A 24525-nucleotide genomic window follows, 5' to 3' on the forward strand; every position below is an offset into this window, starting at 1 on the left:
TGAGGCTGTTGAACAGGATGTGAGTCAGGCTTTCTCACTCTACCAGCAATCTGCAGAAGCGGGGTTGTCGGATAGCCAACTCAAGACCGGATTGATGTTAGCGCAAGGCGAAGGTGTTGCCAAAGACCTCGTCGCTGGGCGCAGATGGATTGAAAAATCATCAGAGTTAGGGAACGATAAAGCGCAATTGGCGTTAGGCGTTATGCTGATGGATGTTGATCCTGCGGGTGCAGTCAAATGGTATAGTCGTGCGGTTGCTCAGGGGAATGCTTACGCCGCACACAACCTCGCTTTGCTCTATTCTGAAGGTCATATTATCCCCTCAGACCTTTTACAAGCGTTGGCTTATGCTGATCGCAGCATCGAGTTAGGTAATCATCGTACTCAACCGCTTTACGATACTATTTTATCGCGTATTCAGAAAACCGGGCTTTCCCAGGCGTGGAGAGTTAATGATGTAGTCCCGGTCAATTTACCGGATACGGCTCGTGTAAAATCTCAGACTCACGTTGATGAAGCACTGCATGACCTTAATTGGCTGAAACAGCAACCTCCTGGATTGTTTACGGTGCAGCTGGCTCGGTTGACGAGTGAAAAAGGTGCGTTGCGCTTTATTCATGAATACCAGTTAGAGGGGCAAGCCTATGCGGTAAGCCTTGCCGTGGATGATTATGTGGTGCTGTTAAAGGATAGCTTTGCCAATAAAACGCTTGCCTTAAGTACTTATAAAACCAAACTCCCTTCCCCCTTGAGCCACGAGGCTTGGATTCGTAGTTATCGCTCCCTGTATGCAAAATAACTCGATACTAGGAATTTAAAACGCGTGAAGATACTGCTACTTTCAGCTTATGATGCCGCTAGTCATCGTTATTGGCATCAGGGGGTGATGGAAAATCTTAGTCAGCATCAGTGGACGCTACTGACATTACCACCGCGTTATTTTTCATGGCGTATTCGCGGTAACAGCCTGAGTTGGGCCATGAATGAGCGAGAGACTCTCGAACAGCCTTACGACTTGGTTATCGCTACTTCAATGACGGATCTATCAGCGCTAAGAGGATTTGTGCCCCATTTGGCGAGCATCCCGACGCTGGTGTATTTTCACGAGAACCAGTTTGCTTACCCGGAATCCGGTCGTGAATACGGTAATGTTGAGCCGAAGATTCTCAATATATATACGGCACTGGCTGCCGACCATATCTGTTTTAATACCTTCTATAATCGCAATACTTTTCTGAATGGTTGCCGCGCTTTATTGAAAAAATTGCCGGATCAGGTGCCTGCCGGTGTAGTTGAACAATTAGAAGAACGTTCATCGGTGCTGCAAGTGCCCCTGCCATCGTCGGCTTATCAGCCTCATAATCCTCAGTGTGGCGCTGTACGGCTTATTTGGAACCACCGTTGGGAGTTTGATAAAGGCCCCGACCGTTTGCTGAGGGCGGTAGAGGGGCTTTGTGATGCCGGTGTGGATTTTCGTTTAGACGTGGTTGGACAGCAATTCCGTCGTGTACCACCGGTATTTGAAGAACTTAAAACTTTACTGGCGGAGCGGGCAGGGCACTGGGGCTTTGTTGAGTCGGTGGCTGAATACCGTTTGTTGTTGCAACAGGCGGATATCGTACTTTCAACGGCGCTACATGATTATCAGGGTATTGCGGTACTCGAAGGGGCAGCGGCGGGTGCGCTACCGTTAGTGCCAAATCGGCTAGCTTATCCTGAGCTTTTCCCACAAGAGTGCTGTTATCAAAGTGGTGATGCTGAAAGCCAAGCGCTGGTGAGTGCCGTTATTAATTATGCGGATGCAAAGCAGCAGGGCCACCCGCCGGCAGCGCCCGATATTTCGGGGTTAAGCTGGGGGAATATGGCACAACAATATGAACGATTACTGCAGGATGTTGCGAACTCCTCGATCTCTTATACCCGTTAATATGGATGAAACGCTGCGCTTAGGTTTATTGGCGTGCTGGGCGATTGCTTGCTTATTTCCTCTTTCCGCCAAGGAAAAGAGGCTGTTTTTGCTGGAGAGGCTAAATGACGGGTAACTCTTGAGCAAAAAACGGCTTTTGTTTAATAAATGTACAATGTGCTCTCGACTTTAGGGGCTTAACTCTTTAAAGTGGCGCATTCTTTTACAATGCCGGTTTGGCACTGTGTAACCTGTACTTTTCCGGGTTCTTTATCAGGATTCTCTTTCAGTACATTCTTTCCCGAACTATCTTTTCAGGACTTATCCTTTGATCTCCTCCGCGAATATCACCATGCAGTTTGGCGCTGAGCCGCTGTTCCAAAATATTTCTGCTAAATTTGGCAACGGCAACCGTTATGGTTTGATCGGTGCGAATGGTTGTGGCAAGTCCACCTTTATGAAAATTTTAAGTGGTGAGCTGACGCCAACGTCCGGTAATGTCTCTATGACACCGGGGGAAAAACTGGGCATCCTTAATCAGGATCAGTTTGCCTTTGAAGAGTACACCGTTATCGATGCCGTGATTATGGGTGATACTGAGTTGTGGAAAATTAAGCAGGAGCGTGAGCGGATCTACTCGCTGCCGGAGATGTCTGAAGAAGACGGCATGAAGGTGGCCCATCTGGAAGTCGAATTTGCCGAGATGGATGGCTACAGTGCCGAAAGCCGTGCTGGGGATATTTTGCTAGAAGCGGGTATCGCTGAAGAGTATCACTTTGGTTTGATGAGTCAGGTTGCCCCAGGTTGGAAGATTCGGGTGCTGTTGGCGCAGGCGTTGTTTGCTAACCCTGATGTATTGTTGCTGGATGAGCCAACCAACAACTTGGATATTCATACCATCAGCTGGTTGGAAAATGTGCTTAACCAGCGCAAGAGCACCATGATTATTATCTCCCACGACCGTCACTTCCTGAACTCAGTGTGTACGCACATGGCGGATATCGATTATGGTGAGCTGCGTATCTACCCGGGTAACTATGAATATTACCTAGAAGCTTCGGCGTTGATTCGTGAACAGTTATTGACTGCGAACGCGAAGAAGAGCCTCGAGATGGATGAGTTGCAGTCATTTGTTAACCGCTTCTCGGCTAACGCTTCGAAAGCAAAACAGGCGAGTTCTCGAGCTAAGAAACTGGAAAAGATCGAGCTGGATGAAGTTAAAAGTTCTAGCCGTCAATTTCCTTCTATCACCTATAAACAGGATAAGAGACTGCACCGTCAGGCGCTTATTCTGGAAGATATGGGTCATGGTTATGACGGTGAAATGTTGTTCCGTGATGGTAATCTGATTCTGGAAGCCGGCGCTAAATTGGCGATTGTTGGTGAAAATGGTGCCGGTAAAACCACCTTTTTGCGCTGCCTGATGAATGAATTAGAAACCAAAGAGGGCACCGTCAAGTGGTCTGAAAATGCGTCTATTGGTTATTGCCCTCAGGATAGTACCCAAGACTTTAATTGTGATCTGACCCTGTTTGAGTGGATGTCACAATGGCGCACGCCCAAGCATGATGATTTGAAAGTGCGGGCGATGTTAGGACGTTTGCTGTTTACTGCGGATGATTTCAATAAGAAAGCGCGGGTCTGTTCAGGTGGGGAAAAGAACCGTCTACTGTTTGGTAAGTTGATGATGATGGATATCAACGTGCTGATTATGGATGAGCCGACGAACCATATGGATATGGAAGCGATTGAATCATTGAATCTCGCCCTCGAAGACTTTGACGGTACGCTGATTTTTGTCAGCCATGACCGTGCCTTTATCTCTTCGCTGGCGAACAATATTATCGAGATTAAAGATAATAAAGTGATTCACTTCCCCGGCACCTTTGATGAGTATCTGGATAATCAAACCAAGGCTTCACGCGTCGCTTAAGTTAATCTAACGGCACCGCTCTAAAAAAGCCCCCTCAAGGAGTGTTCTTGAGGGGGCTTTTTGCTTTTATGTGTCAGTAAGAATGCGTGGTTAGAGCATTTTTCGGACGTTATCGGTTGGGATATATGGCACTTCTAGCTCATCGAGTTCTTTGAATTCGAACTGTGCATTGATCGCGTTTACCCATTGTTTAGCGCGTGGCAGTAGTTGACGGTCATCGGATTGCATTCGCCCCCGGGCAACCAGAATACCCATATCGGCCCCTAGATAACTGTAGTCACCTTCGCCATAGACTCGCAGATAGAATGCATCGTTATTATCACTGACGTTACCCCAGTCGATGCTCTGACGCACAAATTCGATGCTGCCATCGTCTTGCATGCGCCAGATACCAGATTGTGGTGCTTTGGTGATCATACGCACATGGTCTTCGGTATGTTTGAGTACTAGCTGGGTCCAGGTATCAAAATCTTCCCAGCGCTTCTGTATTTCGTTGATATCGATATCAAAATCGACATCCATAAACTCCAACAGGTGAAACAGCATCAGTGGAATGCCGCCGTATTTAGAGGTGATCAAATTGGTGAGTGGGCTAGCACCACTGATGCGCGGGTTGATTTCGCCTAGATAGACTTCACCATCATCGGTATCCACCAGGTAATCGAAGCAGAAGGTGCCGCGATAGCCGTTTTCGTAGAGCTTATCCCCCATGGCTTTAACCATCGCAATGATTTTCTCCCGCTGCTCTCCTTGTAGCAGCTCAGGGAAAATATCATTACCACACCAGCCACCTTTGTAAGGTGTTAGCTCTTCATAGCCGGTAATGTCGGTTTGTAACGGCCCAACCATCGTGCCACAGCGAGTGGCAACCGCTTCAACTGTACCGGGGATATGGTTGATGTATTTCATGATCTTCAGTGTTTCACCGACGATCTTATCGGCATTTTTATCCCAATCGGCTTGGCTGCTAATAAAGAAAGTGGTTTTACCCGAGTCTCCATAGGGGGTCTGTACGACCAGTTTGTCGCCCAGATTTTTCTCCGCCGCTAGGGCCTGTAGGGTTGGGTAGTCATTGGCTTTAACATCAACGATGTTAGGGGCGCTGGGAACACCTGCTTCGTTAGCCAATTGGGTGGTGACGATTTTCGAGTCGATGCGGGAGCGAAGCTCAGCCGAGGGCAGGGCGAGTTCCATGCCGAGGCTTTTGGCGATCTTTTCGGCTTCTTCATCAAACATCACCGTGAGGATTTTACCTTTGCTGCCATTGGCTTCGAATAGCTCAACCGATTGTTTATGGCTCAACAGGTAGTTGACCATATCTTCCATCGATTGAAACTCTCGTTCGGTATTTTGTTCAACGTTGGTTACCCGAAAGTGGCCGCCATCGAAGGAATCAAAATGGGAGATATATTTAAAGCCCTGAATCCACTGGCCCAATCCGAGAATGTTATAGGCCGTTGGTGACACAAAATAGATGGGCGTTGTTGTATTGCGAAAGAAACGATAAATATCAGACAGGCTGCGAAGCTTTTCGGGAGTTTTAGTATCGGGTGTAGTCATAGTAACTTCCTCAGTATTTTTATCTTTATCTAAAGTCGGGGCTGTTATGGCTGATTCACTCTGTTCGGAAGTCGGCGCAAAAATGGCTTTATATAACCAACAGAGTAGTGAGGTGAACTTATTCGTTTGTGTTTTCATTCCTTAGGTATGCACCTCGTTTTAGGTTGGTTAAAGATAACGGATATCCAGAATTTGTTCGGGAAACTGTTCGAAGCTCAGATCAACACTATGATGCGGCCAGACAAAGCTGACGATCCCCTCTGTGGGCAGATAAACCGCGGTGTATAGCGTTCCTGAGGTGTAAATGTCATGGGGCCGGTAGAGCGGTGGGCGCAGAAAGTGGCCGACGGTGTCGGTTAAGTTTGATTCTCTTGGTGCCGCCAATAGGTTGAGTGCATCTAGACGGATCAGTGTGTCATCCAATAGTAGCGGTTTTCCCGGTTCTGGGGCGCCCTGATGATTGGTTGACGTGGTGGCCAAGGTGATGCAGGTATCTCGATCGGGCGCGATAAAGACAGTCGCGTGTTGGCCCTGTTTATCGAGCAGGGCGATGTTGTAATCGAGATGTACCGGGACGCGTTTGAGGACGTCAATCGCCTCATCAACGGTGCTGCAGGTCTCCAATATATAGCGGATGACAATGGTGATACCGAAACCTTTGCCTTCAACTAGGCGGCCACCGTAGTTGATTGACACACTGAGACCGCTGTCATTCATGCCGTCTAACGCGCCCCAAAGGCAATCGGCGGTGGCAATTACTTTTTTATCCAGCCATTGGCTTTGCAAAATAGTGCCTTCGCAGAGAAACGCGGGGAAATCATAGTTGCGTATCAGTGCGGTACGTTCTTTCTTATAGATCAGTTGGGAGCAGGCTGAATAAAATGTTGGGGGGCAATATAGACTAAGAAAGCGTGCCTGCAGGTCATCACAGCCGAGCAGAACGGAGAGTTGTTGATATACCGGCAGCAACTCGGGCATATATTCTTTAAGGGCGTTTAAACACTCTAGATAGCTGGGCCGTGCGGCTTCTCCCTCATCCAGATACCAAGCGCGGTAAGCGGGCCAGGTGCGGTGGAACAACTGACTCAGCTTTTCGCCGGGCGCGAGTTCACTGATGAAGTCGAACTGTAGGGTTCTCACTTGGAAGTCGTCCCACGGAGTTGCAGCAGACGCGCTCGAGCACGTTTCATCTGATTAATGATCCCTTTGCTTTCATCTTCATCGAAGTCATCGTCATCGGTGTTTGCCTTGGGTTCGCTAGCGGAATCTTTTGGGGCATGATCCCAGCCAATAATGGCTTCTAAATGTTCAGCAAAGTCGAGTACGGCAGCATCGCTGCCCCGTGGACCTTGAACCTGAATTGAGAGGGGCAAACCCTCATTGCCCAGTCCCATTGGCAGAGCGCAGGCGGGCATGCCGATCAAATTAGCATCGTATAGAAAGGTTGCCCAGTCCAACCAAGGATAGGTAATCCGGGTCGAACCAACATATTTAGGGTGGCGCAGAGTGTGTTTGAACGCTTCAACCCCTAAGGTTGGGGTTATAAAGGTTGAGCAGTTATGCCGATCAAACATCGCTTTATAGGCAGCATGAATAGCTTCTCGATGGTCTTCCGCGGCATTAAATTCCTCTTCGGTAATGCTGGCACCGAAATTCATTGAATCCAATGTTCCCTGTTCGAGTCCGTCCAGTGGATTTTCTTTGTCTTTCTGAAAACTCCAGGTGTCATACATCGCCGAGGTAGCCCAAGCGATCACAGAGGAGGGCAGGTGAGGATGGTCATGAATAATCTCAACTCCTGCTTCCTGTAGCTGAGCAATGATCCAACGGAAAGTCATTCGCACATCATCGTCGATCGGTGCGATGCCGAGGTCTTCAGAGACAATTACTTTTTGTCCGGAGAGGGGTAAGGGGTGTAGACGATGGGCTTGCAGTGAATCCACATAAGCGTGTTCATCATTATTGGCGGCAATGACGGAATACATCAGCCGTGCATCGGCAACGGTACGGGCCATCGGGCCATAGGAGACGATAGTGCTCCAAGAGGGATTGCAAGGCTCTCTTGGTACCGCTTTATAAGAGGGCTTAAAGCCTACAATACCGCAGAACGCGGCTGGAATGCGGATCGAGCCGCCACCGTCGCCGCCCAGTGAGAGGGTGCCGGCGCCCGCTGCAACGGCTGCGCCTGCACCACCGGAAGAGCCGCCACAGGTGCGTTCCCGGTTCCAAGGGTTAGTAGTGGTGCCATACAGTGCTGATGAGGTAGTGCCTGTAAGGCAGAATTCGGGACAGGTGGTTTTTGCAAAAATAATCGCACCGGCATCTTCTAAGCGTTGCACTGCCGCACTGGTTTCCTGCGGAATCATATCACCGGTACGAGAGCCATTGGCTAGGGGGATGCCGGCCAACCACTGTGATTCTTTGATGGTGATTGGTAAGCCACACAGTGGCCCGCCTAGACCTTGGGCCAGCAGTTCGTCGGCTTTTGCAGCGGCTTGACGGGCGCGATCATACAGTTTGACGGAAAACGGATTGTAGGTTTCGGCGACATATTCAGCATGCTGGATCGTTTGTTCGAGCAGGTCTGTGGCGGTAATTCGTTGAGCACGCAGATCTTCAAGTAGTTCAATCGCAGTTTTCTTATCTGAATTCATCTGAATTCCTTATTGCATTAGGCGGTTTTTTTAAGGTTCTAGAAAATGACCGAATAGAGCCTGTTTTAGGCCAATTTAGGCATGTCTTAATCGTTGTGGAACCTTTCATCATGCACCATAATGTATGTCTGTATTTTAAAAAAAGCAACACTATGGTTCATGATGTTTACAAATGAGAGTTTAGAAGTCTATCTAGAGATCGCTGGAAGTGTGACTCAGGCGGAGCTGCCGGGTTGCCGAGAGAAGGGATTACTAGGGGATTATGCGGTTGCTTATCGCATCTTTAGGAATAAACAGGGTGGTGGTTTCGGCGACCCAGATAAACATCCATATGCTTGGGCGGCTATCGTCTATGTGGATGGTTTACCGTTGAGGCTTAACAGTGCTCGGGGTGATTGTCGTGAATGGTCTACGCTCGACCGGATCGGTCAGTGGATGGTGGATAATGGTTTCCGTTATTGGTGGACCCGCAATGATTTAGAGTATGTTGAGTCACCTTTGCTGGCCGATGCATTGACGGCTCCAGCGGCTGACATCGCGGCTGAGAGTTCCTTGGGGGTGGACGCAGAGTTACCGATCAATCCTGATGCCGACAGCTATGTGATCTAGGGTAATGGATGGTTGTTACGGTTGGGGGCTACGTTGAGTGGGTGTGGTCATCATCGAAAAAACCGATGAGTGTGAGTGGTATCGCGTCTCATCGGTTATTCAATTGCATTCGGCCAATTACGGGCCAACTGTGCATAAGTTCTCTTATGGCTGTAATTCGCTTGCTAGAGTATCGGTTGTCGCTGCAGGTTGCTGTATAACAGGAAATACTCGGTCATATCCCCAGTTAAAGGCGAATGTGTAGGCCATTACCAGAAAGATCGAGATCAGATCGACCATTAAGGCCTGCATAAAGGTCACATCAAGCCACCAGATAATCAGCGGTAGCGAGGTGGCAATCAGCGTTACTTCTAGTCCAGCTGCATGAATCAATCGAGCAACAAATTTCCGTTCCGTGGGAATTCGACCCTTTTTAACGTCATAGCGATCAAATAGATAATTGAAAAACGGATTGACCATCATCGCTTTAAGACTGATCACCACGGATAACATACCCACTTCGACAATATCTCGGTCGAGTAGTAGCGCCATCATCGGTGCTAATAGTGTTAGCAGTAATAGTTCGAACATCAGGGTGTGACGCAGACGGTCGAGCGGGGTACGGGTAATAATTGGCTGATTCATGATGGCTCCTTACGATGCTTATTTGCGATGCTTATTTGCGATGCTTAGTCAGCGAATGATGTTTTGAAGATGGGGCTATTCTAGGCTTTATTTCGATAGGAAAAAGTTAGATACTATCTAAAAATCAGATAGGTTGTTGAGAGGAATTATGGCGGGTATTGATCCATTAGAAGCCTTTGTGATTGCCGCCGAAACCGGTTCATTCTCTGCGGCCGCCCGGCGTTTGGGTAAAGCACAGTCAGCGGTGAGCATCGCGATTAGTAACCTCGAATTGGATAGCAATGTGGCGCTGTTTGATCGTAGCCACCGTAATCCGGTCTTGACCGACAGTGGCAAGGCACTATTGGAATACGCTCGCACGGTATTACACTCGCAACATGAATTTAGGGTACATGCTCAAGCCTTGGGTCAGAGTGATGAGGTGGAACTTTGTTTGGCGGTAGAGCAGAGTATTTCTAGTCAGCCGTTATTGGATATTCTGCACCGCTTTGAGCAACGTTTTCCCCACATTCAGTTGGAGTTACTCGATCCCGGCGGCAGTGATGTTGCCGAGCTGATTCGCACCAATCGAGCCGATATCGGCATGATGTTAGAGCGGGAGTATTATCCACAGGGCTTTGGCTTTCGCGGTATCGGGTATTCTGAACTGGTGGCTGTGTGTCGTCATGACCACCCGATAGTTGATAAACAACCGGTCAGTCATGCAAACTTTAGAGCTCATCGCCAGCTCGTGTTGCGCAGTTTAGATTTAACGGATCGCAGCCATGAACGCTTAATGTTTAGCCCGAGTGTTTGGTTTTCGGAGAGTCCCCATATTATTCTTGAGCTGCTTTGTAGTGGTTTGGGCTGGGCTTTTCTTCATCGTAATGTGGTACAGGAAAAATTGGCTAGCGGTGAGCTATTAGTCTTGCAGCGGGACTTTCAGGCGGCGGCGTCCTTGCAGGGCGTTGATGTGGTTTGGACCGAAAGCCGCTCTTTAGGCACGGCGGGAAGTTGGTTGTTAGAAGAGTTATCGCAGCTGGATCTTACCGCAGTGCGCTAAGTACTTAAGGGGCGTTTTAGGCTAGAGCCAGGCAGCCCATTAACGGGCATAGCCTAATTGTGCTGAGATCGTTTTAGCGGTCTCCTTGAGGGCGTCGATCCACTCCAGGCTGCGTCGTTCGATGGGGGCTGAAATCGATAACCCAGCAACGGGAAGTTGAGTTTGATCGTAAATCAGTACTCCAATACAGCCCACACCCATTTCGGCTTCCTCATTATCCAATGCATAGCCCTGTTCGACGGATTGTAAGCATTCGGCGGTCAGCTCTGGCAGTGACGAAAAGGTATTTTGGGTGTAGGTTGGCAGGTTGGTGCGTTGTGCGTAGCGAAGAATTTCCGTTTCGCCGCCCATCCCCAACATCAGTTTACCTACCCCAGTGACATGTAGCGGTGCACGGCTACCGACTAATTGATGGACGTGCATCATGCGGTTCGGAATCGCCCGTTCAAAATAGATCACTACGTCGCCTTCGCGCACGGTGAGGTTGATACTCTCACCGAAGGTGTCTCTTAATCGTTCCATATAGGGCAGGGCAACGGCACGCAGGTCTACATCGGTCCGGCGTTTATTGGTTAGTTGTAGCAATCGGTTGCCCAGCCAGTATTCACCATTTTCATTTCGATCCACAAAACGGTTATCGATCAGTGAGCGGAGTATCCGGTGGGTGGTTGAGGGATGTAAACCGGTTTCGGCGCTAAGCACTTTCAGTGTGACTGGTTGCGAATAACGAGAGATGGCATCAAGAATATGGGCGGCCCGATCGATAACCTGTATACCACTGACCGGTTTAGTATCGGCTGCTGATGGCTTATTACTTGCTGGGTCAGCGTTTAACTCGCCAGGTTTGGTGGGGCTGGTTGGCATAAGGCACCTGAACAGAATGGATTGAAGATACCGTATTGTAATAACTAACAGACTTTTTTCATATTATGAAAATGCATTTTGGCTGGTATGAGTTACTGTTTTAGCAATAGGGGAATGAGTTGATCCGCGGTGTGAATAACAAAGTCACTATTGGCGTTGTGGATCTCTGTCGTTTCGCCATAACCCCAGCTAACCGCAACGGAGTTAAGCCCGTGTGCTTTGGCTGCATCAATATCATTAGCTCGATCGCCGATCATCCAGTGGCGGTTATAAGGACGTGGGTGATCCTTGATAAGCTCACCGAGGTGGGCCGTTTTATCACTCTTATGTCCACTGAGTTCACTGCCGTGAACGCTTGCGAATAGATGAGCTAGTTGAGCATCTTGCAGTAACCATTCAGCCTGCGGTTGAGGTTTAATGGTCAGTACGCGTAAGCAAAAGCCCGCGCTGGATAGTTGTTTTAGTGAATGTTTTACGCCCGGGTAAACGCGATAGTTTTTGATACCCAGTTGCAAATAATGCTGGCGAAATAGATCCACAGCCTGTTCGATAAGGGCTGCTTCTTGGCTATTCATCAGCCGTGCAAAGCTGTCACGGATGGGTGGCCCAAAGCACCGTTGTAATTGGGCCGCTGACGCTTGTGGATAACCCAGCGCAAGCAGAGCGCTTTGGATCGATTCACTAATTCCCCTTTGAGAGTCGATCAGGGTGCCATCAAGGTCAAAAAATGCGGTATTCATTAATGCTCCGGGTCGTATAGCTGGTCAGGGATAGAATACTTGTCGTTATTTAGATCTGCGTTTAATCGGCCGCTTAAGCGGTTGTTGCTGCTTTGACGCCACAGCCCTTGAGGATTAACTGAATAAGCTGATTGGCGGCAAGGTCGTAGTCCTGCTGACTTAACTTTTGCTTGCCGGTCACACGGGATATCTGCCAGTCGAAGTCTGCATAGGTTTGGGTGGAGGCCCAGATGGTGAACAGTAAGTGGTTTGGGTCAACGGGGTCCATCAGACCTTGATCGATCCAGGCTTGAATTTTACCGCTGCTTTGGCGTGTCTGTGTCATCATCTGCTCGGCGATATCGTTGGGTAAGTGTGGTGCACCATACATGATCTCACTGGCAAACACCTTCGAGGCATGGGGGTACTGTTGAGACACGCGAATCTTGGCACGGATATACTGTTCTAGCACGGTTACCGGGTCATCATTTTCGTAGAAGGGCGTTGCTGCTGCTAATAGCGGCTCAATAACGCTTTCGATGACACTGTGGTAGAGGTTTTTTTTGCTTTTGAAATAGTAGTAAATGTTGGCCTTTGGTAGTCCTGCATGCTCGGCAATGTCAATGGTTTTGGTCGCGGCAAAACCCCGGGCGGCAAATACTTCACTGGCGGCTTGAATAATCCGCTCTCGATTCCGCTCCCTTATCTTAGCCATCGGTTTACCTTGCTACCTATTTTCTTATTATTTTCATGCTATGAGTTTACTGCGGGGCAATGGTATCACCCGGCGTTAGCCGTGCTCAAGTTAGCATATGGGATTGAATGGAGGCAAAAAAGCCCCGTTGCAAAGAAAGGGGCTTAGATATACAGCGGATAGTTGTTGGCTATGGGGCCGAGAATTGATGGCTCAGGCTCAGGCAAACACCGTTTAGTCGCGGGTTTGCCTTCGCTTTAGGGAAGCGAGCAGGCTACTTTGTTAAAGCGCCTTGGGCGATCCATGTTCCAAGCAGATCTCTCTCCTGTTGGCTCATCTGGGTGATATTGCCAAGTGGCATCGCCTGCGTTGTGATCGCTTGCGCCTGAATTCTTGGTGCTAGCATTTGAATTTGCTCCGGGGTATCCATGACCACACCCAGTGGTGGCGCGTTGAAGCCAGCAAAGGTTGGTGTTGCCGAATGACATACCGAACAACGCTCATCAATAACCTGTTTGATCTGACTAAAACTCACCTGCGTAGCTGAGGTGGCGGCAGTTTTGGGCGCCGTTACAAACGCTAGGGCGATCATTCCCAAGGCGGCGGCGGGAAGTGTCCAGACATACTTCTGAGATTGGTGTCGGGTGTTAAAGTAGTGACGTACCAACACGCTCAGCACGGCGAGGCCGGCGAGAATTAGCCAGTTGTACTCAAATCCATAGGTGCTAGGGAAATGATTGCTGATCATGATGAACAGCACCGGCAGGGTGAAGTAGTTGTTATGCCGAGAGCGTAACAGCCCTTTAGCGGGGAGTGACGGATCGGGTTCGCGGCCGGCGTTAATGGCACTTACCATAGCGCTTTGCGCCGGCATGATGACAAAAAAGACGTTACCTACCATGATGCAACCGATAACTGCACCGATGTGGATAAAGGCTGCCCGGCCACTGAAGACTAGGGTGAATGCCCAGGCGGCGGTGACGAGTAAAACAAATAGCACTAAACCGAGCAGTGCGGGTTTTTTACCCAACGGTGAGTCGCACAGGGTGGTATAGATAAACCAACCGGCAATTAAGCTGGCAATACTGATGCCGATAGCTGCGGTAGAGCTAAGATCACTGCCGGGAGCCACGAGGTAGAGCTGGGCGTTAAGGTAATAAACGACCGCTAGCAGGCTAAAGCCGGATAAAAAGGTGGTATAGGCTTCCCATTTAAACCAATGTAACTGTTCTGGCATTTTTGGGGGCGCCAGTTTGTATTTTTCTAAATGGTAGATGCCGCCGCCGTGGATCGCCCACAGGTCGCCGGATAAGCCTTCCCGTGGATTGCGGCGGTCGAGGTGGTTTTCCAGCCAGACAAAATAAAAGGATGCGCCAATCCAGGCGATTCCGGTAATCATATGAACCCAGCGCACGGCTAGGTTTAACCATTCGGTGATATGGGGATCCATGGTTTACTCCTCATAGAGTGACACTCATCGCTTTCGCTAAAGGCCAACGATATTCATGTTGTGTTTAGCAGTGGCGCTACTGCTGCTGAGTGTTAAATTCGAGCACTATGTTGGTTTCTTCAGCAAAGAAATACTCATCACAATTGTTGCCTTCACCCTCACGGTCGACAACCAGAAAGTCATCTTCTGGAACGCAGCTTAAAACCGGGTGGTGCCATACGCCGGAGTGATAATTGATCCCTTGGCGGCCATCGGTGATAAAGGCGCGAATCTTTTCCAACGCCGGTTTATCACCGGGTTCGGCAACGACAATCAAAAACGGGTTCTGCTTGAGGGGCATAAAGGCCTGACTACCAAACGGATGCCGCTCTAGCAGTTTGATCCGCAGCGGCATAGCTAATCCCTGTGCCCGGAAAATACTCATGATGCCGCGGTCGCCGGCTTTACCCAGCATGACTTCGGCTAAGCGGTGAAAACGCTGAGTCGAACCGTTGTTGATCATGAAACAGTCACGATCCTGGGTCTCAATCACCGTGCCATAAGGGGCAAAGGCGGCGGCGGTCAGTGGTTCCGGTGTGAGGATAAGCGTCGTTTGTTGCGTCATCTAAAGGCTCCTCAGTCGCTAATGTTGCCAAACAGTCTTAGACGGCTGACACCACCGTCTGGGAAGATATTCAGACGGATATGGGTAATGGTGCCAATGGCGCTAATTTGCTCGCTAAACTCATGTTCTTGGTGCATCTCGAGTTTCTGCGAAGGTAATAGTTCTTTCCAGAATAAACTCTGGGTTTCGATCTGCTCATCGGTGCCGCCTTTAACAAAGGCCGCCTGAATGGAGCAGCTATCGGGGTAGTTGCCCTTAAAGTGCAGGGTATCAACGATGATACGGCTGATTTCACCCGGATGGCCTAAGGCGATAATCACCCAATCGTTACCCGGTGTACGGCGACGGGCGGTTTCCCAGCCATCGCCCATATTGATAGCGCGACCCGGGTTGAGAATATTACTCATGGTGCCGTAGTGTTGATCACTGCAGGCTAGCGCACGGCCGCCATTGAGGGAAGCGGCCAGATCGATCTCTTGATCACGGCTGATGGATGACCAGTTGAGGTAAGGGATGCCATATATTCTTAGACGCGCGACACCGCCGTCGGGGAAGATATTAAAGCGAATATGGGTCCAAGGGCGTTCATCATCGATGGCGTGGAGATGTTGGCTGTCGCCATTTAAGCTAACGGCGCCGAGTAGCTCAGTCCATTCGGCATCGTCGCTCGGGTCGCCATTGTCGCAGAAGCAGGCTTCTAGCGATGCTGAGGGGGGAAAGTTTCCGGTAAAGAATGCGGTATCAATATCGATACCTTTAATGATGCCGGGGACACCGAGACGGATAATGGTGTAGTCATAGCCTTCAAAACGTTTACGGCGGGATTCCCAGCCATCCATCCATTTACCGTTGTCGTCAAAGACCCCATCTTTCCAAACGGGAGCTTCCGGTTGTAGCATTCGGTCGACGGCGGCAAACCAGTCGTCGGTTACAAAAATTGCTTTACTGCCCAGGCGGGCGTCAGCCAGGTTGATGTGTTTCTCAAATGTTGTTGTCATTATTTATCTCGTTCTGGCAAAAATGTATTAGATAGCATCCAGTCGAAACTGGGCTATTTTATTAATCTCCTGCAGGGCGCGGTTGAACTCCTGCTCGGGGTTGTTATGGATGCGTTCTTCAAAGGCGGCCAGTATCTGGTGCCGGTTACTGCCTTTGACCGCCATGATGAACGGAAAGCCAAAGGCCGTTTTATAGGCATCATTTAGTGCGGTAAAACGAGTAAACTCTTCCGCGGTGCACTCACTGATACCGGCACCGGCCTGTTCGGAGGTTGACGATTCGGTCAACTCGCCCGCGATAGCCGCTTTGCCGGCAAGATCCGGGTGGGCATTGATAAGATCCAGTTGAGATTGTTTATCTGCATCAAGCAAGATCTTTGCCATGCGCTTGTGCAGCGTCTCGATCTGGTCGTAACGACTATCGAGTCCGAGGTCATAGGCTTGTTCTGCTACCCAAGCGGAGTGTTCATAAACATCGCCAAAGGTGCTGACAAAGGCTTCACGGCTCATTTGGCTTGGGGTACAGCTTTTGAACTGTGGGCTACTCATGAGGCGGCCTCCGGGTTAAAGGGATGCTCGCGGTGCCAGTGTTCGGCAATATCAATACGGCGACTAAACCACACTTGCTCATGGCTTTGGGCATAACGGATAAAGCGTTCGAGTGCCGCGATCCGTGCCGGCCGTCCAATTAGGCGGCAGTGCAGACCAATAGAGAGCATTTTTGGTGCATCGGCCCCTTCGGCATACAGGGTATCGAAAGCATCTTTTAGATATTCGTAGAACTGTTCGCCACTATTGAAGCCCTGTTGTGTGGCAAAACGCATATCATTGGTATCGAGGGTATAGGGGATCACCAGATGTCCTTTGCCCTGATTATTTACCCAGTAGGGTAGGTCATCGTCATAGGCATCGGAGTCATACATAAAGCCGCCTTCTTCCATCACCAATTTACGGGTATTTGGGCTATTACGGCCGGTATACCATCCCTGTGGACGCTGACCGGTCACCTGGGTAATGACATCGATTGCGCGGTGAAGGTGATCGCGCTCTGCGGCTTCATCAAAATATTGGTAATCAATCCAGCGATAGCCGTGGCTGCAGATCTCATGACCGGCATCGACCATCGCCTGCGCTACTTCGGGGTGCCGTTCGATGGCCATTGCCACGGCAAAGATGGTGAGGGGGACGTTATATTTACTGAACAGTTTTAGCACCCGCCAGACACCCGCACGACTGCCATATTCATAGCAGGACTCCATGCTCATGTGCCGTACACCGGGTAGTGCTTGAGCACCGGGCATCTCTGACAGGAACGCTTCGGACTCACTATCGCCATGTAAGGTGCAGCGCTCACCGCCCTCTTCGTAGTTCAGAACAAATGATATAGCGATACGGGCCTTGTCAGGCCAGTGCGGATGGGGTGGCTTGCTACCATATCCGATCAGATCACGAGGATATTCATTGTTCACGGGGGCACTCCTTAAAGATACTAAAAGCCTGTATTGGATTAGATAATGAATCAATCCAAACCGGTATGCAATCATTGTATACAATGTTTTCTGTGATTAACAAGGGTCAAGTATCGATAAAAACCGACCTTTCGACCGTTGGATTCTCATAAGTCGCGGACAAAGCCTTTGGTATCAATGAATTCAACTGGTGATGATAGTGCAGGAAAATATGAATAGAATAATGTATACAATAAAGTTTAAAATTGTCTTTAAGTGTTTTTTTTACTGTTTTATAGTGTAGTCAACTGCAGATCAGTTTAGTCTGATCTTTATACATATAAGCTAGAGGATGCACACTCCATGGGTTATTTGACAACACATGTACTGGATTCAGCGCATGGCTGCCCCGGCAGCAACATACCGGTCGCACTCTACCGTATCAGCGATAACTATCGCGAACAGATTCATACCACTCTGACCAATGATGATGGCCGCTGCGATCAGCCAGTATTGGAAGGTGAAGACTTTAAAGTGGGGGTGTACGAATTGACCTTTAGTGTTGGCAACTATTATCGTCACCGTGGCATCGAGCTGCCAGAGCCGGCTTTCTTAGATGATGTGGTGATACGCTTCGGCATCGCCGACGAAGATCAGCACTACCATGTACCGTTGTTGATTTCGCCATATAGTTATTCGACCTATCGCGGATCATAATGTCAGTCGCTTGATGTCGTTTTAATCCCTGCTAGGCGTGGTCTTGCGGTATCTAGGGCACTCTACTTAGGCGCTCCTTATGAGGAGCGATTTAAACAGTGGTGTCTGGTTACTCGAGGGGCATGTTATTCGAGAGTTGAACTTGTTTTATAGCTTAAACTGCTTTTAGAGAATATAGTCAGCACGTCTAGGGCTTTGTTACTGACGTGAAGCCTATCTAAGATTTAATGCCTCTAGGCTTGTCTGTTTCGATTAACGCAATCTTGCCGTGCGTCTTCGTGGCAATAATGCCCTTCAATTATTATGTCTTCTTTTCCATCGCCAAAATCTGTTGGTAGAGCTTATCTGCCTCAACGCTGAGTTCAGAATAGCGTTCTATGTTGCCATTTCGCTGGGCCTGCATGGCTTCTTCTAGGGTTGATTTGTATTGCTTATCCAGCTTTTTGCTAGGGTTGGACTTAAAGATAGAAAACATCAGTGTTTCTCGAGTAAGTTGATTGTGTTGTTGTACGGCGCAATGCTGTTGCTGGATCCTTTTGCTGTCAGGTAAGCATAAAGGCGATCCTCTATATGGGGCGGGTCTCAAATGTCTGGATATTTTCCAACCTCGCGCGAAGCAAGTATGATGATCGCCCGCATATCACGCTAGGATTGTTCTGCCATGCCATTATTTGAAGAAATCGATAGCCAAGCCTCGCCTTTAGGGCAGATATCTCTGCGTCGGCGGCGAATGCCCGCATTTGGTGAGCGTGAGATCTATGAGGTGAAGCTCGGCGAAGAGTTTTTGATGTCGAGTATGTTTGTGGCGGCGGAAGAGGCATTAGCGGATCTAGGTTTAGCCGCCGTTCAGGGTGAACAGTGTAGTGTTGTAGTGGGAGGGTTGGGGCTCGGCTATACTGCGGTGGCAGCCTTAAAAGATCAACGTATTGCCGAGTTGCTGGTGGTTGATGCGCTTGATACCGTGATTGGTTGGCATCAAGATGAACGGGTTCCGTTGGGTAAAATACTCAATGCCGATAACCGCAATCGCTATGTGCATGGTAGCTTCTTCGATTTAGCGGCTGAGCCGAGTAAGGGCTTTGATCCGAAGTGCGCCGGGAAACAGTTTGATGCCATTTTATTGGATATTGATCACTCCCCCACGGAGTATCTTAATTCAGCCAATGCGAGCTTTTATACCACCGAAAATCTGTCATTAATGGCTGAGCAGCTTAAACCCGGTGGTGTGTTTGCTATGTGGTCACAAAATTTGCCGGAAGCCCCCTTTGTGGCTTTGTTGAAAACGGTCTTTGCGCGGGTCGATGCCCATGTGGTGTCTTTTTATAACCCGTTTCAGAGTGATGAATCGACTAACTCGGTGTATGTTTGTGTTAAGGCCTAATATTACCCCGCCGCGAGTCGTTCGTTAGCCCTATTTTGTTCGCCTTATAAGGAAGCCAGTTATGTCAGAGATTGTCACAATCGTTGCGGCTGATGATCATTCAATGTTCTTGGAAGGGCTCAGTAGTTTGATTGGTAAATCGCCGACGTTTCAATTATTAGGCACAGGCAGTAATGGCGATGAATTGATTGAGCTCATTAAACAATTTAGCCCCGCTATTGCCTTAGTCGATCTGTCGATGCCGGGAGCTAAAACCGAAGAGATTCTTCAATTTGCCGAGCGTCATAGTCCGGCTACTCAACTGATTGCATTAACCATGCATCTTGAAGCGCATTTGGCTAAAACTTTATTGGGCTTAGGCTTATCCGGTTATGTACTCAAAGAGAGCGCATTTGAAGAGTTGAGCGATGCGATCGAAAATGTGCAGCAGGGAGAGCAGTTTTTATCTCCCGGGATGATTGAAGCGCTCTCGATATTTGAGTCGACCGATGGCAATGCGACCTTAACCACACGGGAGATCGAGGTGTTAGCCTGTGCCGCTCAAGGGCTTTCCAATAAGGAAACCGGACGGCAGTTGGATATCTCTGAACGCACGGTGCGCTTTCATATCTCTAACTCCTGCCTTAAATTAAATGCACATGGTCGTGCCAATGCGGTCGCTGAGGCGCTCAAACAGGGCTATATTCGTTAAGCAGCAATACCTGCAGCAGGAAACTTAATCTGTATATGACAGCCTGTGCCCTGATTGCTGGTGATATCGATATGACCGTTTAACAGGGTGATTCTTTCCTGCAGGCTGACAAAGCCATAACCGCCATCGTCGCGGTATTCCTGTTTGACGTTGTTGTTAAAGCCCACGCCATCATCCTTAATCGAGAGAAAGACATAGCCTTTTTTGGTCGCTAACTGGATCTCAACCTGACGCGCCAAGCCATGTTTGATCGCATTGGCGACACACTCCTGAAATATTCGAAATACGTGAATCTCGGTGCGCTTATCGAGGTCGATATCGGTGACGTTGAGTTGGGTGCTAATGCCATATATTTTTTCAATATTCTTGCACTCAGTTTCGAGCGCCCCCTTGATGGGGGTCTGATCGATAATCACGGGGTGTAGGCCGTTGATCAGGCGTCTTAACCCCTGAACAGCTCTTTCTAACTCCGCTTTGACATATTCTAGATGTTTGTCTTTATCTTCGGTGTGTAATGCTAAATTTGTCTGAAGTTTCGCTGAGGCAAGGTGCTGACCAATGCCATCATGGAGTTCTCGAGCAATTGAATGGCGAACATTGTCGGTGATATCGACGATTCTGATAGAGAGTTTCTTAAAGTCCATGCGGATATGGGTTAGCTGTTGAAAGTATGCGAACAGCAGTGCATAGCGATAGATGATACTGCCGAATTGAATATTCCGGTGGCCAAAGAAATCATCGGGAAGCCATTGGCTACGAATCGAAAAGACATAAATGATGATGCCAAAAAACTGAGCGTAGGCACCGATGCGTTTATAGATAAGCCCTTTAAACGCGGCATAGATAGCATAAAAGAAAAACGCCACCGCCTGTAGGTTCCAGAGATACCAGCAGAGATTTTTCAGCTCGAATGAAATGTTGGGTAATAAAATCACCGCAACGTTGACTGCCCAGATCACAGAAAAAACGGTGATCAGCTTGCCGGGGATATCCCGGTACTGACTCCAAAAATACATAGCGGTGGTGTAGGGCAGCACCAGCATTGCCGTCACCATGGCAAGGTTGGCGCTGATGAACTTAATCGAATAGATGTAGTTGATATCGTGGGCGGCCGCCCCTAATAGCAGGAAAAAGCTACAGGCGAGTAGCCATTTGAATTCAGGTACTGGGCCTAAGGCTGTTTTCAGCAGCACAATAATAATAACAAACTCGATGACCCCTAAGACCGCAAAGACGGTGTCTAGGGTGATGATCTTAAGGGTTGTTTTATGGACTTTTTCGAGCAATGCATCGTATTGACCAATAACCACTTGGCCCTTGGTAATGCCAGCCCCACCGGGAAACATCGCCCCCCAGGCGGCGCCGAAACCGACATTGGTTTTGATCGCTAAAACATTGTTTTGCGGCTGTAGCAACTGATCGGGTATTTTATACAGTCGCGGTAAACTTTGTGGGTTTGTATGTAAAAAATCCCAAGCATTATAGGTTTCTCCCAATCCGCCGATACGAGTGCCATTGAGCCAGGTTTCATCCCCGTGGCGGATGGTTTCAATGAAAAGAGCTAAGTTTTGTTGGTTTGATGTTTGAAAATCGAAATGGATTCGATACCAGCCTTTGACCGGGGTGTTATGTCCTTGAAATAGCAGTTTAGGGACTTCAACGGTTTCCCATGGCTTGTCATCGAATGAGGGTTGGCTCCAGTCTGGGCTATCGCCGTGTTGAAACAACCAGTTATTTTTAAGCTGAACATCATTTGCCACAGCAAAGCTATTACCGATCAAGAGGGTAATAAATAGGCATGCTTTGATGCAGTTGATCATCGCGGGTTACTCGGGCCGGTCGTTAGAGGGGTACTGGCTAAAATATCAATCACCGATTTTAGTTGAGTTTATCTCAGCCTAATGGGTTAACCGAAAAGGCTACTAAGCCTCCATCGCTGAGGGGCTGTGTAGCCCCTCAGTCTGCAGGATAAATAGGGCTATTTATTGCTTTAATTGCGGCACCTGAACCGCTTTATGTACTACATTCCCGCCGGGTATGGATGGTTTTGTTAGCAGTACGGTCGCTTTTTTGACGGCTACTTTGTCTGCAGCGGAAGTGGTCTTTGCACAGCCGCCGCAGGGGTGAAAGGTTCCGCCGCCGGCCCATCTCATCGCACCGCTAAGGGCGGGGTATCGCATCAACATAAGGGTATCACCGGTTGCGTTGTATTGCGCTTCGGAGAAACTACCATCGCTTTTGCTTAGCTTGGAGCGTATTAATATACCATTAGCCGTGCGTGCTCGTAGGATAAGATCAGCCGTTTGTCCTTTATCGATATTACCGATCAAAGCAGAAAAATTATCGATTTGAGGCCCGTCTCCGGCGATATGTTGAACATGGGTATAATGACCATCACCTTTGGCGAGTTTAAGCCGCAGAATCAAACCTTGTTGTGGGTCACGCTTACGTAGCAGAATATCAGTTCTGCGATCACCATTGAAATCACCGACTAAGGTTTCCAGTTTATCAACGTCGGCGGTTTCGGCGAGATCGTGTATGACTCGATGATAGGTACCATCCCCTTGAGAGAGATAGGTATTGGCGCGTAATAACTTCGTGCCATGGTCACGGGTGATTAGGATGAGATCAGACTTCTTATCGCGATTCACATCACCGACAAAGCTTTGCATATTATTCATATGCCACCAACCACCGGGGATCAGTTTTTTATAGGTGAAGCTGCCATCGCCATTGGAGATTTGGGTTCGTATTTGGAAGTTATTTGAACCACTTTGAAAGTGGTAGATTAGGTCGGTTTTACCATCACCGTTAACATCGGCGGCATGCATACGCAGGGAGTCACCCATGGCGCCATCACCGGAACGGTGATCAGTTTCTCGGTAAGTACCATCGCCATTCGAGTATTTAACGCGGATGTGCAACCCAGAGGTGGGGTGCTGATAAAGTGAGATGAGATCGGACAGTTTATCGCCATCGACATCACCGATAAACGCCAGTTTTTCTGCTGCACTATGGCCATCGCCAGCCTGATACTCTTTTTCTGTGAAGCTGCCATCACCATTGGAAAACTTGGTGCGCAGCATTAAGCCTTTCTGTGGGTGGTAATAACGTAACAGTAGATCTGTTTTGTTGTCGGCATTGAAATAACCGGAGAGCATCGGTAGTAAGTCTACCGCTGAACCATCACCGGAGATAAACGCTTTATCGGTGAATGAGCCATCGCCGTTGGATAATTTTGTATGAATGATGAGCCCTTGTTGCGGGTTTCGAGAGCGTAGCACTATGTCACTTAAGCCATCGCCATTGATATCAACCGGATGTTGAGCGGTTGATTTGAAATGGGTGCTGCCAAATAGGTACATCGAGTCGTAAATATGGGTAACCGCTAAGTCAACGGTTTGCCATGAGTGTTCATATTTCCCCCCCATATCTTCATGACCCGCATTCACCCACTTTTGTTTCCACCAGCCGAGGTCGGTATCGCTGGCCTTCCATGTGAATGAACGGATGTCCGGTTCTAGGTCCCATACTTCACCGCCACCGTGAATATCCAGAACCGCCAGTTTGTTACGGTGGTCGCTGGGGAAAACTTGATCCATATCGATAGGATAGGATTCATAACCACTATTGAGTGGGTTTTTATATACGCCACTTAACGGAGGGAGTTCCCGGCCAACATTTGGGGTGCCGGTGGTGGAGCAAACAGGGTCTAAGCCTTGCACGATTAAGGGGGTATTTTCATAGGTGGATGTTGCCCGTAACTTTTGTCCGAGTCGGAACATCATGCAGCCCCCGCGGCTTTGCCCCGCCAAGACGATTAACTCCACTTTTTTAGGATCAAACTTCGAGGTGAGGAATTCCCAATAAGCGTTTTCTCGTTTCTGTTTTTCGGCGGTGGATCGATAGTAGCCAAAGCGCATATCAAACGCGGCGATAAACAGGGTGTCGTTATCACTAAATTTACCATCCCCCCGCAAGCGACCGAGGACTGACCTAGCGTCAATCGTACGGGTGCAGCTTTTGGTGGCGTTCATACAGCCATCTTTATAATCGTTGGGTTGCCCCGTTAGTACGTTAGGATAGCCCTTACCAAACTTGCCTTTTTTTTCTCCACCGGGGTCTGTTTGCTGTCCTGCTGAGATAAACACCACCTTACGGACCTGATCTTTTGGTGGCTGGTTAACGATAGCGATATAGGTGTTACGTTGGCCCTCGGTTGAAACGCCTGCATCATTCCAGGCTTTGAATTTGTTCGGTGTGGTGGCCGTGCCAGCGCAAACATTATTAATACCACGAAAATCGCAGTAGCGTACCCGCTCGAGTAACACGTTCTCATCGGCATAACTGACCAACGAGGTCAGCAGTAAAGAGAGCGTGATTGATGATTTAATCACGGTGCTTTTTAGGCTCGACCTAAGGGGTGGTGATGGCGTGGTTAAATTCTGTTTTAGATATTTATCGCTCATGACGCTACCTGTCTTGTTATCCCTAAGCCAATATCACCGCTCAAATGGATAGATTTTTTTATTAAAGTTATCAGACTACACTCTAGAGACAGTGGTGGTGATAGACAACTGTCGTATGCGACAGGTGCTTGAGTTAGATCTTAGGCAGGCTGACAAGGATAT

General features: G+C 48.7%; 22 protein-coding genes and 1 pseudogene. 8 read left to right on the forward strand and 15 right to left on the reverse strand.

Annotated features, from left to right (window positions below; all coding sequences use genetic code 11):
• The 3 genes and pseudogenes from ACN0T0_RS13195 to ACN0T0_RS13205 all read left to right on the forward strand — a co-directional run.
• Positions 1 to 799: pseudogene (locus tag ACN0T0_RS13195) on the forward strand (hypothetical protein); the annotation flags it as partial.
• Between the two features lie 24 nt (positions 800 to 823).
• Positions 824 to 1927, forward strand: coding sequence for a tRNA-queuosine alpha-mannosyltransferase domain-containing protein (locus ACN0T0_RS13200; RefSeq protein WP_417226800.1), 1104 nt, complete (start codon positions 824 to 826; stop codon positions 1925 to 1927).
• A 307-nt stretch (positions 1928 to 2234) separates the two neighbouring features.
• The gene (locus ACN0T0_RS13205) at positions 2235 to 3839 is read left to right on the forward strand and encodes an ABC-F family ATPase (protein WP_417226802.1); all 1605 of its coding nucleotides are present in this window, start codon (positions 2235 to 2237) and stop codon (positions 3837 to 3839) included.
• Positions 3840 to 3929: 90 nt separating this feature from the next.
• On the opposite strand, the gene ACN0T0_RS13210 is transcribed toward ACN0T0_RS13205, so the two are convergent.
• The 3 genes from ACN0T0_RS13210 to ACN0T0_RS13220 all read right to left on the reverse strand — a co-directional run bounded on the left by ACN0T0_RS13210 (position 3930) and on the right by ACN0T0_RS13220 (position 8053).
• Positions 3930 to 5399, reverse strand: coding sequence for a biotin carboxylase (locus ACN0T0_RS13210; protein WP_417226804.1), 1470 nt, complete (start codon positions 5397 to 5399; stop codon positions 3930 to 3932).
• A gap of 168 nt (positions 5400 to 5567) precedes the next feature.
• Positions 5568 to 6539, reverse strand: coding sequence for a C45 family autoproteolytic acyltransferase/hydolase (locus ACN0T0_RS13215; protein ID WP_417226806.1), 972 nt, complete (start codon positions 6537 to 6539; stop codon positions 5568 to 5570).
• On the reverse strand, positions 6536 to 8053 hold the full coding sequence (locus ACN0T0_RS13220) for an amidase (RefSeq protein WP_417226808.1): 1518 nt from the start codon (positions 8051 to 8053) through the stop codon (positions 6536 to 6538). The genes ACN0T0_RS13215 and ACN0T0_RS13220 overlap by 4 nt, the downstream gene beginning before the upstream one ends.
• Before the next feature lie 162 nt (positions 8054 to 8215).
• Between ACN0T0_RS13220 and ACN0T0_RS13225 the strand changes: the two genes are divergently transcribed.
• The gene (locus ACN0T0_RS13225) at positions 8216 to 8662 is read left to right on the forward strand and encodes a hypothetical protein (RefSeq protein ID WP_417226810.1); all 447 of its coding nucleotides are present in this window, start codon (positions 8216 to 8218) and stop codon (positions 8660 to 8662) included.
• Positions 8663 to 8806: 144 nt separating this feature from the next.
• Here ACN0T0_RS13225 and ACN0T0_RS13230 read toward each other — a convergent pair whose 3' ends face one another.
• Positions 8807 to 9286, reverse strand: a complete 480-nt coding sequence (locus ACN0T0_RS13230; RefSeq protein ID WP_417226812.1) for a PACE efflux transporter — start codon at positions 9284 to 9286, stop codon at positions 8807 to 8809.
• Between the two features lie 148 nt (positions 9287 to 9434).
• On the opposite strand from ACN0T0_RS13230, the gene ACN0T0_RS13235 reads away from it, so the two are divergent.
• Positions 9435 to 10328, forward strand: a complete 894-nt coding sequence (locus ACN0T0_RS13235) for a LysR family transcriptional regulator (protein ID WP_417226814.1) — start codon at positions 9435 to 9437, stop codon at positions 10326 to 10328.
• A 39-nt stretch (positions 10329 to 10367) separates the two neighbouring features.
• Here ACN0T0_RS13235 and ACN0T0_RS13240 read toward each other — a convergent pair whose 3' ends face one another.
• The 8 genes from ACN0T0_RS13240 to puuE all read right to left on the reverse strand — a co-directional run bounded on the left by ACN0T0_RS13240 (position 10368) and on the right by puuE (position 17126).
• Positions 10368 to 11192, reverse strand: a complete 825-nt coding sequence (locus ACN0T0_RS13240) for an IclR family transcriptional regulator (RefSeq protein WP_417226816.1) — start codon at positions 11190 to 11192, stop codon at positions 10368 to 10370.
• Positions 11193 to 11284: 92 nt separating this feature from the next.
• Complete coding sequence (locus ACN0T0_RS13245; protein WP_417226818.1) at positions 11285 to 11932, reverse strand: HAD hydrolase-like protein; 648 nt, start codon at positions 11930 to 11932, stop codon at positions 11285 to 11287.
• A gap of 73 nt (positions 11933 to 12005) precedes the next feature.
• Positions 12006 to 12626 carry a TetR family transcriptional regulator C-terminal domain-containing protein gene (locus ACN0T0_RS13250; protein WP_417226820.1) on the reverse strand — a complete coding sequence of 207 codons (621 nt, stop codon included), beginning with the start codon at positions 12624 to 12626 and terminating at the stop codon, positions 12006 to 12008.
• Between the two features lie 253 nt (positions 12627 to 12879).
• Complete coding sequence (locus ACN0T0_RS13255; protein WP_417226822.1) at positions 12880 to 14055, reverse strand: urate hydroxylase PuuD; 1176 nt, start codon at positions 14053 to 14055, stop codon at positions 12880 to 12882.
• Positions 14056 to 14131: 76 nt separating this feature from the next.
• Positions 14132 to 14659: an ureidoglycolate lyase gene (locus ACN0T0_RS13260; protein ID WP_417226823.1), complete on the reverse strand. Its 528-nt coding sequence runs from the start codon at positions 14657 to 14659 to the stop codon at positions 14132 to 14134.
• Between the two features lie 11 nt (positions 14660 to 14670).
• Positions 14671 to 15657, reverse strand: a complete 987-nt coding sequence (alc, locus tag ACN0T0_RS13265) for an allantoicase (RefSeq protein ID WP_417226824.1) — start codon at positions 15655 to 15657, stop codon at positions 14671 to 14673.
• Positions 15658 to 15684: 27 nt separating this feature from the next.
• Positions 15685 to 16206 carry a 2-oxo-4-hydroxy-4-carboxy-5-ureidoimidazoline decarboxylase gene (gene uraD / locus ACN0T0_RS13270; RefSeq protein ID WP_417226826.1) on the reverse strand — a complete coding sequence of 174 codons (522 nt, stop codon included), beginning with the start codon at positions 16204 to 16206 and terminating at the stop codon, positions 15685 to 15687.
• Positions 16203 to 17126: an allantoinase PuuE gene (gene puuE / locus ACN0T0_RS13275; protein ID WP_417226828.1), complete on the reverse strand. Its 924-nt coding sequence runs from the start codon at positions 17124 to 17126 to the stop codon at positions 16203 to 16205. Before puuE ends, uraD begins: the two co-directional genes overlap by 4 nt.
• Before the next feature lie 342 nt (positions 17127 to 17468).
• Between puuE and uraH the strand changes: the two genes are divergently transcribed.
• Positions 17469 to 17822, forward strand: coding sequence for a hydroxyisourate hydrolase (uraH, locus tag ACN0T0_RS13280; RefSeq protein ID WP_417226830.1), 354 nt, complete (start codon positions 17469 to 17471; stop codon positions 17820 to 17822).
• 301 nt (positions 17823 to 18123) lie between these two features.
• On the opposite strand, the gene ACN0T0_RS13285 is transcribed toward uraH, so the two are convergent.
• Positions 18124 to 18297: a DUF6435 family protein gene (locus ACN0T0_RS13285; protein WP_417226832.1), complete on the reverse strand. Its 174-nt coding sequence runs from the start codon at positions 18295 to 18297 to the stop codon at positions 18124 to 18126.
• 186 nt (positions 18298 to 18483) lie between these two features.
• Here ACN0T0_RS13285 and ACN0T0_RS13290 point away from each other — a divergent pair, with 186 nt between their 5' ends.
• Positions 18484 to 19203, forward strand: coding sequence for a spermidine synthase (locus tag ACN0T0_RS13290; protein WP_417226834.1), 720 nt, complete (start codon positions 18484 to 18486; stop codon positions 19201 to 19203).
• A 61-nt stretch (positions 19204 to 19264) separates the two neighbouring features.
• Complete coding sequence (locus ACN0T0_RS13295) at positions 19265 to 19894, forward strand: LuxR C-terminal-related transcriptional regulator (protein ID WP_417226836.1); 630 nt, start codon at positions 19265 to 19267, stop codon at positions 19892 to 19894.
• On the opposite strand, the gene ACN0T0_RS13300 is transcribed toward ACN0T0_RS13295, so the two are convergent.
• Both ACN0T0_RS13300 and ACN0T0_RS13305 read right to left on the reverse strand, forming a co-directional pair.
• Positions 19891 to 21714, reverse strand: a complete 1824-nt coding sequence (locus ACN0T0_RS13300; protein ID WP_417226838.1) for a histidine kinase — start codon at positions 21712 to 21714, stop codon at positions 19891 to 19893. The two genes, ACN0T0_RS13295 and ACN0T0_RS13300, sit on opposite strands and share 4 nt — an antisense overlap.
• Positions 21715 to 21876: 162 nt before the next feature.
• Complete coding sequence (locus tag ACN0T0_RS13305) at positions 21877 to 24363, reverse strand: FG-GAP repeat domain-containing protein (protein WP_417226840.1); 2487 nt, start codon at positions 24361 to 24363, stop codon at positions 21877 to 21879.
• Positions 24364 to 24525 lie beyond the last annotated feature (162 nt).

This window comes from Amphritea sp. (assembly GCF_048266285.1).
GTDB lineage: Bacteria > Pseudomonadota > Gammaproteobacteria > Pseudomonadales > Balneatricaceae > Amphritea.

Bases quoted from the DNA above. Each gene is read 5' to 3' on its own strand.
- uraH (WP_417226830.1), top strand. From the start codon at position 17,469: ATGGGTTATTTGACAACACATGTACTGGATTCAGCGCATGGCTGCCCC.
- ACN0T0_RS13230 (WP_417226812.1), bottom strand. From the start codon at position 9,286: ATGAATCAGCCAATTATTACCCGTACCCCGCTCGACCGTCTGCGTCAC.
- ACN0T0_RS13225 (WP_417226810.1), top strand. From the start codon at position 8,216: ATGTTTACAAATGAGAGTTTAGAAGTCTATCTAGAGATCGCTGGAAGT.
- ACN0T0_RS13290 (WP_417226834.1), top strand. From the start codon at position 18,484: ATGCCATTATTTGAAGAAATCGATAGCCAAGCCTCGCCTTTAGGGCAG.
- ACN0T0_RS13245 (WP_417226818.1), bottom strand. From the start codon at position 11,932: ATGAATACCGCATTTTTTGACCTTGATGGCACCCTGATCGACTCTCAA.
- ACN0T0_RS13210 (WP_417226804.1), bottom strand. From the start codon at position 5,399: ATGACTACACCCGATACTAAAACTCCCGAAAAGCTTCGCAGCCTGTCT.
- alc (WP_417226824.1), bottom strand. From the start codon at position 15,657: ATGACAACAACATTTGAGAAACACATCAACCTGGCTGACGCCCGCCTG.
- ACN0T0_RS13255 (WP_417226822.1), bottom strand. From the start codon at position 14,055: ATGGATCCCCATATCACCGAATGGTTAAACCTAGCCGTGCGCTGGGTT.
- ACN0T0_RS13235 (WP_417226814.1), top strand. From the start codon at position 9,435: ATGGCGGGTATTGATCCATTAGAAGCCTTTGTGATTGCCGCCGAAACC.
- ACN0T0_RS13250 (WP_417226820.1), bottom strand. From the start codon at position 12,626: ATGGCTAAGATAAGGGAGCGGAATCGAGAGCGGATTATTCAAGCCGCC.
- ACN0T0_RS13285 (WP_417226832.1), bottom strand. From the start codon at position 18,297: ATGTTTTCTATCTTTAAGTCCAACCCTAGCAAAAAGCTGGATAAGCAA.
- ACN0T0_RS13240 (WP_417226816.1), bottom strand. From the start codon at position 11,192: ATGCCAACCAGCCCCACCAAACCTGGCGAGTTAAACGCTGACCCAGCA.
- ACN0T0_RS13295 (WP_417226836.1), top strand. From the start codon at position 19,265: ATGTCAGAGATTGTCACAATCGTTGCGGCTGATGATCATTCAATGTTC.
- uraD (WP_417226826.1), bottom strand. From the start codon at position 16,206: ATGAGTAGCCCACAGTTCAAAAGCTGTACCCCAAGCCAAATGAGCCGT.
- ACN0T0_RS13300 (WP_417226838.1), bottom strand. From the start codon at position 21,714: ATGATCAACTGCATCAAAGCATGCCTATTTATTACCCTCTTGATCGGT.
- ACN0T0_RS13305 (WP_417226840.1), bottom strand. From the start codon at position 24,363: ATGAGCGATAAATATCTAAAACAGAATTTAACCACGCCATCACCACCC.
- ACN0T0_RS13260 (WP_417226823.1), bottom strand. From the start codon at position 14,659: ATGACGCAACAAACGACGCTTATCCTCACACCGGAACCACTGACCGCC.
- ACN0T0_RS13220 (WP_417226808.1), bottom strand. From the start codon at position 8,053: ATGAATTCAGATAAGAAAACTGCGATTGAACTACTTGAAGATCTGCGT.